This window comes from Mucilaginibacter sp. P4_C11, assembly GCF_056402115.1.
On the sequence record NZ_JBFUIA010000017.1, the window covers coordinates 87,819 to 103,477 of the forward strand.

Below are 15,659 nucleotides of genomic sequence, written 5' to 3' on the forward strand. Positions count from 1 at the left end.
GCTTTTAAACGAAACATTATGCATATTATTGGGTTACTTGTTTGCGAACTTATGCAATGGCATTGTGTTTGAAGCCTTGTTAACTGATAAGATAATTACATGAATGAAACAAATTTTTAGATGCATAAACCCGCTTCGCCCACAATTAAATATAACGGTTTTCGTTTCACATTAAGCAGGTAAGCTGCAAATAGCATATACCTATTTGTATTTAAAGCAATTTGTAATTGCATAACCGACTTAAAATTTATTACTAAATTGCCTCCCCAATATCCCATTAAAACATGAAGAAAGTATTATTAGCCGCCACATTTATGAGCTATAGCGTTTTAGCCATGGCACAGTCAGCACCGGTTAAAGTAAGTAAAGTTGTAAATGCCGAAGAAGCATTTAATAAATTAGTTGAACGTAAAGGGATAAAAGACGGCTTTTTGGCCGTTGCCGCACCCGATGGTATTGTATTTAAACCAGATGCAGTTAAAATAGTTGATTTTTATAGCAATATTGATAAACAGGCCGGTAAATTGAGCTGGCAGCCAAAATTTGCGCGGATTTCTGCCAATGGCGATCTTGCTTTTACCGCAGGCCCCTACGTTTATCAAAATGGCAAAACCGATGATGATAAAGTTTTTGGCGATTATGTATCCATTTGGCGCGCCGATGTTGACGATAACAATAAATTAAAACTGCTGGTAGATTTGGGTATACAGCACCCCGAACCTGAAGGAGAAGTAGTAACTGATTTTAAAGAACCGGATGCTACCACAAAATCGGCCCCAAGTAAGGACCCCTTTACGGCCAAAAGCGTTATAGTAAACACCGATAAGATATTTAACCACTCGCTTACCATATCAACCATGGCAAGCTATAAAGAGTTTTTGAGCGCCGAAGGTCGTTATTATTTTCCGGGCTTTGAGCCAATGACCGGCCCTGATGTTATCATGAAGTTTATTAACAACGAAGCGATAAGCATAACCGCCGAAACCACTGATGCCGGCAGGTCGGTAAGTAACGATTTGGCGTATAGTTACGGCCATGCACGTATAACCAAAGGGAATGTTGTTGGTAATTATAACTATGTACGCATTTGGGAAATAGACCAAAACAAAAAATGGAATATTTTACTGGAAGTTTTTTCGGCAATAGAAAACGAATAAGGGTTAAAAAAATCCAAAACAAAAACAGCGATGGGACATACTCATCGCTGTTTTTGTTTTGGAGCCGCTGTATAAAACCAGCCGGGATATTCTATTAGCTGTTTTTCTGTTTCTCGTTACACTTTTTAATTTGCATTTTAATATGCTCTTCCTCTTTTTTGGTGGCTATTACTTTGCTTAGCGCCCTTTTATAATATCCCAATGCTTTCTTATAATCTTTCAGTTTAAAAGTATAATCGCCGGCTATCACGTAAGCAAAGTAATATTGTGGATTTGTAGCTACCAGGCTATCGGTATTGATGGTTTCGCCATCGAGCACGCGCTGGCGCATCTTGCGAAAATTCACAAAATCTTTGTATTGCGCGGTTGACAGAAAAGTATCCGCCGGCACAGTAAGGTTTTGCTCATTAATCTCCCGGTCCTGCTTCATGCCACTAAGGCCGAATACTTTTTTCAGGTCGTAGCATACATATTCGCCCAATTGCCAGGGTGAGGTGCTTACCCAGACCAGCAGCTTTTTAGGCTCAAATACAATGCTGTGGTGGCTCATCAGCTGGTTGATGGCCTTCTCATTACCCATACCTATATTCTCGCCGTGCATGCCCTTCTGGTCGCGCAGGATGGCTATGGTTTTTTGTACTGTGTTTTTGCCATTGGCATTCAGCAATTCCATCAAACGGTTATAGCGGTATGGCGAGGCGCTTTCGGCCATCTGAACTTTATTTTCTTTAGATTGACTGAGGCCCTTACTCTGAAAATGATTGGCGCAAACAATGTAATCCTGGTGTGGATCATACATATCCAGGGTATCGGGCGTTTTTTCAATTACAACAGCTTTATTATCGGCGGCAGATGCCACCAGGAACGCCTCGGATACAAACATCTTTCGTTTTTTGGCAATAGCATAAGCCTCCTGTGTGTTTTTAGCGTATTGCAAAATCTCGCGGGCAACCAATGATACAGGGGTTGCGGCCCCGGTTGGGATATTGGTTTTATCGGCATTAATAGTAACGCTTACACCTTTCTCATTCATACCGCTTACCGCGCCAATAAAACCACCCCAGGTAACGGTCATGAATTTATACCCATCGGATGGGGCAAAGAAGGCTACAATTTTATCCTGCGCAAATTTATCCCCCACGTAAAAATCAAAATTACGACCGATGATCATGGTGCTGTCCTCGCTTTTTACACCCCAGGTACCAAAAGAAGTACAGCCTACCAATGCCATGCTTTGCAGGGCGTGGCCAATATCATGAGCCGCGTGATAGTTTAAAATACGCTGGTAATTGGAGCCAATGTATTGGTATTTATCCGACGCGGATTTAGAGGTGCCGTAAATCTCCTCTTTATATTCTTCGGTAACGTTTTTATCAAGGTTGCGGTTAAACCAGGCGATGAAATACTTTAAAAAATGACGGTAAAAGTTAGATGGTACAATACGGCTTATCTGCTCCACAAAATGATCTTCCTGCGCTACCACCAGTTCCTGGCTCAGCTTGCCGTTAATAACGCCACGTTCAAAAGGTTTGCCTTCTACATACATCTCAAACAAGCCGCTTTTGCTTTTGCGGAACCAGCTGTTGTTGATGGTATAAAATCCTTTGGATGGCTGCTCTCGTTTGAGGTTAAGGCTGCTTTGGTCCTTAGGTTCGGGCGGGTAATCAATGGCTACAATGTACAGGTACACCATGCCGATAATAATAAGCCCGAGAAAGCCAAGGAAAGCATATAACGTCCTTTTTCCAAACGTTTTCCAGCTGAATTTTTTATAATGTTTCAGTTTTAAATTATTTAGTGTTTATATAAATGTTTGATACATTAACGCCAGGACAAAGTTACTCTTAGAATATTCAACCTGCAATCTTTTGGGCGGGCTTTTCACTGCCGTTTTTGAATATTAAGGCCTGCCCCGGTAGGGGCAATTCATTTGTAGCATCTAACCGTTGTTCGTTTGTGCCCTGTAAGGGCGCTTCATTAGTCGTCTGACAATTCGTGAAAAATATACCTTTCGTCGTATTCTATGGCGTAATCCTCTAGTATTTCCAGGTATTCTTCCCTGAATGTCTTTTTTAAATGGTGATGTTTTTGATTCAGTATATATTTTACCACTCCATCAATTTGTGACCGGCTGTTACAAAGGCACCATAGCCATCCTGCCAATGAAACTTCCGTTTAGTAAGGCCCTCGTTATTAATAAATACCAAACTGCCGGTTTTTACAAGTCGCAGCATATCTGAAATGGATTGATCAGGACTCAGGCCGACAAAAAAGTGTAAATGATCTGGCATGGTGTTTATTGCCAATAATTTATGTTTATTGTTTTGCAAAATGCCCGTAATATACCTCTGAAGCCTGTCTTCCCACTCGGTCTGTATCATTGCCTGCCGGTATTTTACAGCGAACACACAGTGAATGTACAATTGAGTGAAGGTATTTGGCATAGAATTTAAAGTCAGGCATAAATGTAATGAAGCGCCCCCAAAGGGGTGCAAATATTCTTCGCTTTTTTTCTACAAATGATTTACCCCAAATGGGGTAAGGAAGAATAAGGAGCAGTTTTAAAATTCAAGAATTAACTAATGCTATACACCTGCCGCATGTGGTAAAGTTGTTTATTCAACGCACATTGGCAATAATTGCATCTCTTTTACGCATTCCGTATTTTTCCTATAATGGAATCGTCGCCAAGTAATGTGGTGCAGGTAACAATAGCGCTCATGGCCGTGCCTAAAATACCATGCAGGTTAAGGTTTTGACCGGTAAAATACAAGTTAGGTATTTTGGTGCGCGGCGATATAAAAGTTTTTAAAGTGTGCTTATAATCTTTTACAATGCCATAAAGTGAACCATCGCCATTGCCGATGTAATCGCGGTAACTAAGCGGCGTTGCCGAATAATAAGATTTAACATGGCTCCTGAAACCGGGGAACTTCTCTTCCACCATATCCAGCAGTTTCTCGCTTTTTCTGATCTTGAATTCTTCATACGTTTCGCCGCGTTCATTAACGTTTGATACCGTGTTAAAGGTATCCTTCCAGGGTTTCATCTCCTCAAAGCGCATATATGTAAGGATTGACGCGCCATCGGCATAATTTGGCGATTTAGACGATGGAGCCATAAAATAGGCAAAACCCAGCGGCCAGTTCTCTTCGGTATACTCGGCAATATCCCACACATGGCCTTCTTTACCAATATAATAGTTGGTGTTAAAATATGGGAAGCTATCATTTTTAAAAACCACATTTAAGGTAAATGACGATACGGAGTTTTCAAGCCCTTTCAACCGGTTACGGTAAGCCAGCTTGATGATATCACTATCGGTCATCTCCAGTGTTTGCACGGGGTGAATATTGCTGATAAACTGTTTGCCATAAATTTTACCGCCGCCGGCTATCTCCACGTGCGATACCTTGCCATCTTCAACTACAATGCGTTTTACCTCGCAATGGCGTTTAATAACACCGCCTCTTGCCCGGATATTTTTGGCAATATACTTAGCTATCTGCGAACCGCCATCCACACATTTATACGAGCTTTCAATATAGCTGTTCAGGATGAGTGCGTGTACATAAAAGGGGGTTTTATCGGCCTGCCCGGCATAAAGCGCGTTGTTGCCTGCAAGCACCGCCTGTAAACGGGGGTCATCGGTTACCGATTCAATAAAACCTTTGGTGTCAATTTCAAGGACGGCAGATTTCTCGTTAAAATCGTCGCCGCTGTTAAGGTTGTACAACGAAAATTTGCTGCAAACTTCTTTGATCTTGTCGCAGTAAGCGTTAAGCGCGGCTTCCTCACCGGGAAAATGTTGTAATATATGGGAAATGAAGTTATCATAACCCTGCGCATATTCGTACTCAATGTCTTCGCCGTGGATGCCTATCTTGTCAAAAACAACATCCTGTTTTTGCAGCTTCAGCTTATCAATAATGTCGATGTATTTGAATATCTGGTATAGGTTTTGGCCCTCGTCCAGCCCGCCAAGGTAATGTACGCCCGAATCAAAGATCACTTTATCGCGCACATAAGTTTGCAACGAACCACCTATCTGCTGGTTTTTTTCAATGACGCAAACTTTAAAACCTTCTCTGCCTAATAAATCGGCGCTCACCAATCCCCCCATGCCACTGCCGATAATTACGGCATCAAAAATCTCCATTTATCTAATCCCTGTTTTTATATAGTCAGTTTAAATCCGTTATGGTTTAAAACGGGCACCGGGCGCGGGATCCCCTCTTGAGAGGGGCAGGGATGTGTTATCGCGCGTTTAAACACACCCCTGCTATTTCGCTATCCCGGCCCGCCCCCTCTCAAGAGGGGAATTGAAACCAAATCGTCATTATTCAATTACAAAAATAATATTTGACGTGAACTTTGTCTCATCTATTATTTTGCAACTCATGTTGTTAGCTGCTGCAATCCCTTCCACCAGTTGTGCTGATAAAAATGATAGCCCCCGGCTTGCCTTGTTAAACTTGATGAACCTGGTCGAGAAAAACTCGGTCAGCTCTGTGCCACGGTGCTTTTCCTTCAAATCTTTATTGCCATCACGAATGATCAGTTTGCCGCCGGCGTTAAGGCTTTTCATACACCTTTCTATAATCAGTTTTTGATCATCGGGCAGCATATAGTGCAGCACATCGGCTATAATAATGGCATCGTATTTTTCAAATTCAAAGCCTAGTACGTCGGCATGCTCAAAATTGATGTGCGCATCTTTATTAAAGGAGTTATTGGCTACTTCTATTTTATCCTCATCATAATCAATGCCGGTAAACTCGCGCTGTGGTGCGGCAAAGTGCAGCATATAAGGCATAAGACCATAACCGCAGCCAATATCAAGCATCTTGCCTTTGGCCGGCAATAAATCATGAAATTGCTGGTAGTTTTTCTCTAAACTTACCTTTACACGCATGTACCATTCCAGCACAGGCCCTTTGTACAGGTAATTGTAAATAAGCTGCTCGCGGTAGTATCGTGGCTGTTGTATCTCCTCGCTTAGCTGCTTAAACTCGGCCTTGAAATATTTACTGATGGCTTTGGTGCGTTCGGCGTAACCGGTTCCAAAATTGGTATCGGCGGGTTTTATGCGGGGCAGGTATTTCAGGGTGATCTTACCGTTCTTCAGCAGGAAATCGCCCTTGGTCATGCAATAGCCTGTGCCATGGATCAATATGGGTTGGATGTCCGTTTTCAAAGCCTCGGCCAGGTAAAACGCCCCTTTATGGAAACGCTTGATCTCGCCGTCTTCCGACCGGGTACCTTCGGGGAAGATGACTATAGAATACCCTTTTTTTACCCTGTCGGCCAATACATCAATACTTTCTTCGGTGCCCTGCGCTACCGGGAAATAATCGGCCATACGCACCACGGCGCCAAATACCGGCGAATTCCACACCCAGTTATTGGTAAATAAAATAAGCCTTGGGTTCAGCATCACCAAAATCAAAATATCTAAAAACGACTGGTGGTTAGCGATAATAACCGCAGGGTTTTTAAAATCGGCCAGTTGCTTATTGATGATCTCTTTTTTTACATTACCCATAATGTAAATCATCGACCAGGAGAACCGCGCTAAAATAGCATGGTACACCAGCTTGCCTTTTTCTTTGCTAAATGGGTTTAGCCGGAATAAAAAACCTAATGTCGATAGTATCAGGCAGCCGGTAACAAAATACGCAAATGCGAAAATGCTGATCACGAATCCGCTGATGGTCCAGGGGAAACGTTTCTTTTCTGCCCGGTTTTTAATGAGGATATTGAACAGGAAGGGGATTAGTATCTGCGACATGATAACTACGCAAACAATCCCGATGATGGATATAGCGGCTATTGACCGTAATGCCGGGTGCCTGGCAAAAATCAAAACCCCAAGCCCGGTTATGGTAGTAATGGCCGATAAAAAGATAGATGATTTGTAGGATGATAATACCTTTTTGCCGGTTTTGTACTCCTGTAACAGGCCATCCATTATGTACAGGCTATAGTCATCGCCCAGGCCGAAAATGAGTGCTGATATAATGATGTTTACGATATTGAAGCCAATGCCGAGGATGCCCATCAGGCCCAAAATCCAGATCCAGGAAATGGCCATGGGGATAAAAGAAACCAGCGCCAGCTCCATGCGGCCATAGGTAAGCAGCAGTACCACAAATACCAATAAGGAGGACATGACCGCTATTTTGGTAAAATCGGCGTTGATGATCTCTACCAGTTTATTGGTAAGGTATTGTTTATCAATAACGGTAACATTCGGGTCGTTTTCAAAAGCTTTGTATATGGCTGCTTTTTTTTCGGGCGACGTTTGTATTAGTGTTACTACTGTGGAATGGCTCGGATATTCGTTAATAAAATTATCCAGGAAACTCTTCCTGATCTCGGCTACGTCGTCGTCGTTGGTGTGCGAAAAATCTTTGTTCAATAATACTTTAAACTTTTCGAACGCCGATGCGCTAAACCCTTTTAGCTTTCCTTCGTTTTCGAGCGTGGCAAAAAGTTGTTGTTTCTTCTCGGCGGTCCAGTAATTATTCCAGCGGTTAACCCGTTCTTTCTGGAGCGAATCGGAGATAATGAAGGAGGATACATCTGACGATTTTTTGACAATGCCCTGCGCTTTGAGCTTTTCAATCTGCCCGGCCAGCTTTTCGTTATTTACCAGCGCCCTGTCCAGGGTTTTTCCTTCGGATACCAGGTACACCGATTGCAGTGCGTATTGGTTAATTTTATTGAGCTTGTTTTGCGATTGCTGCAGCGCAGGCGACATGTAGTTCATTTTGGCTACATCAAACTCAAAGGTTACATCATTGGCCTTGTAAAAAAACACGCCTGTAAGCAGGATGATGCCGATAACAATGTATTTGTTGTACTCGGGGTTAAATGAGGCCAGTTTGTCAATCCACGATAGTTGGGTAAAAGTGTGGTTTTCCTGCTCTTTTTTTGTCGATATAAATTGCGGCAAAAATACCAGCGAACAAATGGAAGCGCCTATTAAACTGAAAGCCGCGAATAAACCCAGATCTTTCAACATTTCCGACTCTACAAACTCCAGGCACAGGAAACCACCTATTGTTGTAAAACTGCCTACGGTAAGTGGTAGGGTAAGATCCCGGATAACCTGCTCCACACTTTTGGTATGCCGGTAATGGTTAAACACGTGCAGCGAATAATTGATGGCGATACCCAGCACCACCGAACCCGTGCCCAGTGCAATAACAGAGATACTTCCCTTTAAAAAGTAAATAGCGGTTAAAGAGAATAGCGAACCAAACAAAACCGGGATGAGGATAATGATAGGTGCCCTTTTTTTACGGAAGTACAAACCTAAAAACAAGATGAGCACAACTACGGTAGCTCCTTGTGTAAGTGCTGTATCACGCCTTAACTGCTGTGCGTTGCCATGATAAACAGCTGCCGAACCAAAGTAGGTTGCAGTCGCGATGCGTTTTGGCTTGTTGCTAAGGCTGTCGATCAGTTGGTCGAGTCGCTTTATCAATACCGAATTTTTTCCCGTATTATTTGGCGGATAAGCCGGCGTGATAAACATCAACAAGTTTTTATGATCCCTGGTTACCACGTAATTATCGTACAGTTCAAAATTTTTATCGTACTGTAGCTGCTGTAATTTTTTAAGACCGATAAACGAGATGCCAACCGGATCATTACTAATAATGCTTTTGAGCGCTATGCCCGCAGGCGATGTAAGCGTGCGGTAATCATAAGCCAGGGTTTGCTTAACTTTTTCAGGAGTTATAAGCGTATCGATGGTTTTGTAATCCTTCTCCGTTAAATAAATGGGTAAACGCTGGCTTATAGTGCCAAACAGTTTCATCACCACATCATCATCTACTTTAAAATTGGCTTTGCCTATATAGGGTTTTAGTTTGGGCTCAATAGCAGCGGCAAACCCATCGGCATAGGCAACCAGGCTATCCGGATTGGCAACGGCTGTACTATCTTTAAGCGACACCATGATCACCAGCTTATCCAGGAACTTGGAGTTTTGAAAAACCTCGTTTAGCTTGGCAATCTTTTTATCCTTTGGGATAACCTTGCTGATATCTTCCTCAAACTTTACACGCGATGCAAAGTAGCCCATCGCCAAAAAGCATGCGGCGAATAGGGTATAAAAAACAAGCTTGTGTTTATAAAAATAATGATATATGAGGATTAGGCCTTTTTCCATTTAAATGGGAACTATAATGCAGCAGGTGACTTTTTAAGCAGTTTTAATAACCCATAGGTTATCAGCCCAATACTTAACGAAGCCACAACAGCTAAGGTTAAACTGCCATAAATATACTGCTCTAAATGTGCCCCGATAGATTTAAAAGAAATATGCGAACTGAAAGCGATATTGGCAACCCTGTCGCCCATCCAATACTCGCCGGCCTTATAGCTTAAAAAGAGAATAATCGGGATCATGGGCGGGATACTGATATGTGCCGAGAACACCACCAGCGCCTTGTTTAGCTTAAATATAATAGAAAGGAATATGGCCACAGCAAGCTGAAAACCCCATATAGGCACTATCCCCATAAAAATACCAAAGCCGATAGAGAGGGCTTTGGTCTCATCCGAATCGTTGGGATTATACAGGGTGGCTAATATTTTTTTACGGCCTTTTTTTTTAATTAAATCGCGGAAGAAGTTGCGCGGCTTAATCCAGGCAAAGGCGATGACTACCAAAAAGGCGTTCAACACACCCACCCGCGAAAAATCAGTGAAGGGACGGAAGTGCGATATCCGGGTTTCTTTAGGGGCATAGTAAACCGTAACGGGTACCGAATCCATATGCACGCCACGCCAAACGGCCCGAACGATCACCTCGATCTCAAACTCGTACTTTACGGTGTGAAATTTCATGCCCTTCAGCAGATACAATGGATAAAGCCTGAAACCAGATTGGGTATCGGGGCAATGAATGCCGGTTTCTACCCAAAACCAAAAGTTGGAAAACTTGTGGCCAAAGCTGCTTTTGCCCGGTACGGCCGCCTGGTTCATATTGCGGGAGCCAATGATGATGGCATCGCGTACATCTTCCAGTTTATTTAAAAAGTTGGGGATATCTTTGGCAAAGTGCTGCCCGTCCGAGTCGATAGTTAAAGCATATTTGTAGCCTTTTTCCATGGCGTAAGCAAATGCCTGGCGTAATGCCCAGCCTTTACCCACGTTTTGAGGATAGCTGATGAGTTGAACCTGCGGGAATGATTTTACAATCTCTTCGGTATTGTCTGTTGAGCCATCGTTAACTACGATGATGTGGTTACTATAGGCGGCCACGTCGGTTATTACACCAGCCAGGGTAAGATGGTTATTATAGGTAGGGATAATAACACAAACCTGCAATTCCTCAAAGCGCTTACTTATACCCTTAAATTCCATTAATTACCCCTGATCTGTAATAAATTCAACACAACATTTTTATACATAACAAAATTAGCGTTAATGCTGACAAACCAATTAAATAGTTTCAAATTAATAAAACAGGAACTTTCGATTAACATATGAAAGTTATGCCGGAAGTAATTAATATACGGAAACATATATTGCCCACAGCTAAAAAGGACGATATATAATTATATATATTTTTTTCGGCACGGCGCTTGTTGCTTATATTGTGGATATTTAATAATTAAAAGAATGAAAATTATTTTAACCATAATATTATTGAGCGCCCTGTTAAGCGCCTGCGAGAACGGAAGCGGAAACCCACCTGTAGATATTGAAACAAAGGGCGGGTTAAACGGCGTTGAAATTGTGGAAACCAGCGATAAATATGATGTTACCGAAGGTTTGTATTATGTGCATGCAACCATAAAAGCAACTGGTAAACAGGTGTTTAGGAATGTTTATGTAGATGCCACCTATTATAATGCTATGGGCCACGTGGTGGCGCAATCAAAGGGCGAAGCCGATTTGGTATTAAACCCCGGCGATAAGGACGTTGTTGAAACGGCTTGTTTTTTCCCAACATCATCAGATATGCCAACCAGGGTGGTGTTAACTACCAGGGAAGAGTACTCGAAGTAATTTTCCCCCGTTGGGATTTGGCAAAGCAACCGGCGCTTGCCCGTGGAAATTTTGCCCGAAAAAGCCGACCTCTCATTGGTTATTTCGCTCCCCAAAATACCCCAAAGATGTGATACCCCATTTTTTAAAACCGGGCTAACTTGCAAATAGCTTATACCGGATAATAGGCGCTGCTCCTGTGTTTACGGGCCGGTTGTTTGGTATGCTCTATAACCAAATAAACACCACAGCACGATGACCGCCATAGCAGCAAGTCCGGTAAAACAGCGCATAGCATCAATTGATATTTTACGCGGAGCGATCATGCTGATTATGGCAATTGACCATGCGCGCGATTATTTTCATTTGGGCATTCCCGACGCAACCAACCTGGCTATCACCACGCCGTTTTTATTTTTCACCCGTTTTATAACTCATTTTTGCGCACCCACATTTGTGTTTCTGAGCGGCATATCGGCTTACCTTGTGGGTACCCGGCGTACCAAACGCCAGCAAAGCTCCTATCTCATCAAACGGGGAATCTGGCTCATTTTTGCGGAGTTTGTTATTATAAACTTCGCCATGACCCTTGATGTTGGTTACCATACCCAGGTGTTCCAGGTGATTTGGGCTATTGGCGGCAGCATGATAATCCTGGGACTGCTGGTATACGCGCCCCTGCCGGTTATCGGCATTATTGGTGCAATTATTTTTTTTGGCCATAATATACTTGATATTATAAATGTAGGCCCTGTTGGCCAAACACTCTGGTTTAAACTGATCCTATCGTCAAATGGTTTTGGCAACTGGTGGCCTTACGGCCCTGGTCGCAACCTGATTTTGGCCTACGCCCTTTTACCATGGACGGGTGTTATGCTTATAGGCTATGTGTTTGGCTCGTTATACCAAAAACAGGTTGATGTTTTCAGGCGGCAAAAAGTATTGTTTTTTACAGGCTTAGGCCTGTTATTATTGTTTGTGATATTAAGGACATTCAATATTTACGGCGACCCGGCCTCATGGTCGGTTCAAAAAACAACGGCGCTTACTATTATTTCGTTTTTAAACGTGAGTAAATACCCCTGCTCGTTGCTATACCTGTGCCTAATGTTAGGCGTGTCGACAATTGTATTGGCATTTACCGAAAGTGTGGGCAATAAGGTTACATCCATATTAATGGTTTATGGTAACGTGCCGTTTTTTTACTATGTATGCCATTGGTATCTTCTCCGTATAATCAGCTTGATTGCGTTTCCTTTGCAGGGATTTAAATTAAAAGATGCAGTAAGTTTTGATCCGCCTGCAACCTTTGGTTATTCGCTTGGCGGCGTTTACCTCATCTGGTTTTGTGTTATTGTTGTTTTATATTTTCCCTGCCGTTGGTTTGGCAAATACAAAAAAACGCACACGCATTGGTGGCTAAGCTATTTGTAAGAGATTCTTTTTTTGTAGAGGCGCATCTCATACGTCTTCGGCATGCAAATCCATGCCACCTTAATGGGCTTCACCATCAGGGCAAACACATCTAAATAGCTAATGGAATGAACGATATAAACATCAAACAACACCTTGTTTTTATTGGCTGACCCAAGATAAATGATCCGGCTACCAAAGGGAATGTATTGGCCAACAACAGGCAAAAGTATTTGGATACACCTAAATCGCGCGACAGTTTATGTTAACCATGATAAAATATAAAACATTGATTATTAAGTTATTGAAAATTATTTTTTTGAAATGTGTTAAGTTATGTTAACCCAATTACATGCATTTTTCCCTGGCTTCACCATCAGGAAATGGATTGTTGTAAATATCATTCTGTATATTAGTGCCTCGTAATATTACATAGTGTCTATCAACAAGCTCCTTTCCTGTTTCGATAAATACCTGCCCCTGGATGCGGAAGAAAAGGCCGACCTTGCCCAACGGGTAACCGAGCGGAAAATTAAACGTCGCCAATTCATTCTGCAGGAAAACGACATTTGTCGGCATTATACCTTTGTTGCCGAAGGCTGTTTCAAAAAATTCCAGGTTGATAAAAAAGGAACGGAGCATAACCTGCAGTTTGCCGCTGAAGGCGACTGGCTAATGGAGATAGATAGTTTTTATTTTGAAAAACCGAGCCGCGTTTATATCGAGGCTATTGAGCCCGCTGTTATTTACCAGTTAAACAAGGCCAACCTGTTTTACCTGTTCACCAACAACCCCAAATTCGACAGAAATTTCAGGGTAATTGTAGAGGATCGTTTTGTTGAGCAGGAAAACCGCATCCTGCAAACCATCAGCTCAACAGCCGAAGAGCGCTACCTGTCGTTTATTAAACAATATCCCCATTTATACCAGCGCCTGCCGGGTACACAGATAGCATCGTACCTGGGCATTACCCCCGAGTTTTTGAGCAAGGTGCGTAAAGACATCGCCAAAAAACAACAGCATTCTTAAACTACATTAAGGGTATTTCTTAAGCTACTTTATAGGTAACTCCCCGTGTATACCGCCACCTTTGTACAGCACAAGAGATGATTTTTCATCCATAAAAAAAAGCACAAAGCAATGGAAGATATAAAAAAACGAAGAGAACGGTTTGAAACCCTGGGCGCAATTTATCCTAAAGCACCATCGGTAAAAACAGAACAAGTATTGATAGCCGGCGTTAATTGTTATTGGCTAACCCCGGTTAATGCCAACCCTGAAAAGATAGTTGTGTACCTGCACGGCGGCGCATTTGCGGTTGGCTCCATCCGCTCGCACGAGGCCCTGGTAAGCCATTTTGCCGTGGCGACAGGCGCAAATATCTTGTTTGTCGATTATTCGCTGGCGCCCGAAAACCCATTCCCGGCAGCACCCGATGATGTTTTTGCCGTGTACACAGAACTGCTTAACAGCTACCCCGGCTACCAGGTTGATTTTATCGGCGATAGCGCCGGCGGCGGTTTAATTGTGTATGCCGTTGCTCAAATGCTTAAACAAAAAGTTCAACCTCCCAATGCGGCAGTACTGATTTCGCCATGGATAAGTTTGCACTGCGATAATCCATCGCATGAAGAAAACCGCGCCATTGATCCGGTGCTGAGCCGTGAATATGCAAAGGCCTCGGCCGCCGATTATATTGGCGATTCGCCCATCGAAATAGTAAGCCCCGAAAACGCGCGGTTAAACAAATTCCCACCGGTGCTTATTGTTGTTGGCAGCAATGAGATATTGCTGGACGACAGCAGGAACTTTTATGATACGGTAAAACAAGTTCAGCCCGATGCAACTTTAACCATTTATGAAAATCAAAACCACGTTTGGCCGTTATCGGGTATCGATACCGATGCATCACAAAGATTGCTTGGCCAGGTGGCAGAATTTTTAAACGCTCCTAAAAACTAACAACAGCATGAAAGCAGCAGTAACCACACAACCCGGTATGCCCGGAGTTATACAAATACAGGACCTACCCATACCAGCAGCAAAAGAAGGCTGGGTGTTAATTAAAATAAAAGCCTTTGGCTTAAACCGGTCGGAGTTATTTACGCGGCAGGGCCACTCGCCGGGTATCATGTTTCCGCGCGTACAGGGTATTGAATGCGTAGGCGAGGTGGAGAATGATCCGTCGGGTACTTACCACAAAGGCCAGAAAGTGGCTGCCATAATGGGCGGCATGGGCCGCGAATTTGACGGAGGATATGCCGAATACACGCTTGTTCCCAATACCATTGTTTTTCCGTTTGAAAGCGATTTGCCCTGGGCGGTGCTTGGCGCCATCCCCGAAATGTTCCAGACTGTTTCGGGCTCGCTGAATGAAGCATTGGAAATAAAAACAGGTGAAACACTGCTCATTCGCGGTGGTACATCATCTATTGGTATGCTGGCCTGCCAACTGGCGAAAAGTATGGGGTTGACGGTGATTTCAACTACCCGGGATGAAGCTAAAGTTGCCCACCTGAAAGAAAATGGCGCCGATTATGTGGTCATTGACGATGGCGATGTTAATTCAAAACTAAGGCAAATATATCCGCAGGGCGTTGATAAGGTGCTTGAACTGGTTGGTATTGCAAGCCTTAAAGACTCGCTTAAATGTATCAGGCCCAAAGGCGTAGTTTGCATGACCGGTATACTGGGCGGCAGCTGGACGATGAACGAGTTTACCCCCATGGGCGATATTCCGTCACTGGGCCGCCTCACAGTTTACATGGGCGATGCCTCCAACCTTCATAAAGACCATTTACAGGAATTTATAGATGCCGTAGCTGGTGGAACAATTAAACTCAACATTGATAAAGTGTTTAAACTTAACCAGGTTGCCCAAGCACATACCTACATGGAAAGCAACCAGGCTAAAGGAAAAATTGTGGTAGAAATTTAAAAGCGATATAACTGTAAAGTAGGCTGATAATTGTTGCCAAACCCCGTTTTTACGAGCCTGGATTTAAGGCCGAACTACAGGAACATGCCAAAGTAATGAGCTTTAATAAAGGGTGATGTAATTGTGTATGATGGGCAGTTTGT

11 protein-coding genes are annotated in these 15,659 nt (G+C 43.0%); 6 read left to right on the top strand and 5 right to left on the bottom strand.

Annotated features, from left to right (window positions below; all coding sequences use genetic code 11):
- The first annotated feature begins 284 nt into the window (after positions 1-284).
- On the top strand, positions 285-1,157 hold the full coding sequence (locus AC1DU2_RS16925) for a hypothetical protein (RefSeq protein ID WP_477385407.1): 873 nt from the start codon (positions 285-287) through the stop codon (positions 1,155-1,157).
- A 94-nt stretch (positions 1,158-1,251) separates the two neighbouring features.
- Here the strand turns inward: AC1DU2_RS16925 and AC1DU2_RS16930 are convergent, their stop codons facing one another.
- The 5 genes from AC1DU2_RS16930 to AC1DU2_RS16950 form a co-directional block, all read right to left on the bottom strand.
- Complete coding sequence (locus AC1DU2_RS16930) at positions 1,252-2,850, bottom strand: C45 family autoproteolytic acyltransferase/hydolase (RefSeq protein WP_477385408.1); 1,599 nt, start codon at positions 2,848-2,850, stop codon at positions 1,252-1,254.
- A 412-nt stretch (positions 2,851-3,262) separates the two neighbouring features.
- Positions 3,263-3,538, bottom strand: coding sequence for an IS200/IS605 family transposase (locus tag AC1DU2_RS16935; protein ID WP_477385409.1), 276 nt, complete (start codon positions 3,536-3,538; stop codon positions 3,263-3,265).
- 269 nt (positions 3,539-3,807) lie between these two features.
- Positions 3,808-5,316 carry a phytoene desaturase family protein gene (locus AC1DU2_RS16940; RefSeq protein WP_477385410.1) on the bottom strand — a complete coding sequence of 503 codons (1,509 nt, stop codon included), beginning with the start codon at positions 5,314-5,316 and terminating at the stop codon, positions 3,808-3,810.
- Between the two features lie 180 nt (positions 5,317-5,496).
- Positions 5,497-9,339, bottom strand: coding sequence for a 1-acyl-sn-glycerol-3-phosphate acyltransferase (locus AC1DU2_RS16945; RefSeq protein WP_477385411.1), 3,843 nt, complete (start codon positions 9,337-9,339; stop codon positions 5,497-5,499).
- 11 nt (positions 9,340-9,350) lie between these two features.
- Positions 9,351-10,538, bottom strand: a complete 1,188-nt coding sequence (locus AC1DU2_RS16950; protein ID WP_477385412.1) for a DUF2062 domain-containing protein — start codon at positions 10,536-10,538, stop codon at positions 9,351-9,353.
- Between the two features lie 258 nt (positions 10,539-10,796).
- On the opposite strand from AC1DU2_RS16950, the gene AC1DU2_RS16955 reads away from it, so the two are divergent.
- The 5 genes from AC1DU2_RS16955 to AC1DU2_RS16975 all read left to right on the top strand — a co-directional run bounded on the left by AC1DU2_RS16955 (position 10,797) and on the right by AC1DU2_RS16975 (position 15,516).
- Entirely contained in the window at positions 10,797-11,186 is a 390-nt protein-coding gene (locus AC1DU2_RS16955; RefSeq protein WP_477385413.1) for a hypothetical protein, read from the top strand.
- 234 nt (positions 11,187-11,420) lie between these two features.
- Positions 11,421-12,599, top strand: a complete 1,179-nt coding sequence (locus tag AC1DU2_RS16960) for an acetyltransferase domain-containing protein (RefSeq protein ID WP_477385414.1) — start codon at positions 11,421-11,423, stop codon at positions 12,597-12,599.
- Between the two features lie 414 nt (positions 12,600-13,013).
- Positions 13,014-13,607 (top strand): Crp/Fnr family transcriptional regulator, encoded by a 594-nt coding sequence (locus AC1DU2_RS16965; RefSeq protein WP_477385415.1) that lies wholly within the window; start codon positions 13,014-13,016, stop codon positions 13,605-13,607.
- 111 nt (positions 13,608-13,718) lie between these two features.
- Complete coding sequence (locus tag AC1DU2_RS16970; RefSeq protein ID WP_477385416.1) at positions 13,719-14,540, top strand: alpha/beta hydrolase; 822 nt, start codon at positions 13,719-13,721, stop codon at positions 14,538-14,540.
- Positions 14,541-14,547: 7 nt separating this feature from the next.
- Entirely contained in the window at positions 14,548-15,516 is a 969-nt protein-coding gene (locus AC1DU2_RS16975) for a zinc-binding alcohol dehydrogenase family protein (RefSeq protein ID WP_477385417.1), read from the top strand.
- Positions 15,517-15,659: the final 143 nt, after the last annotated feature.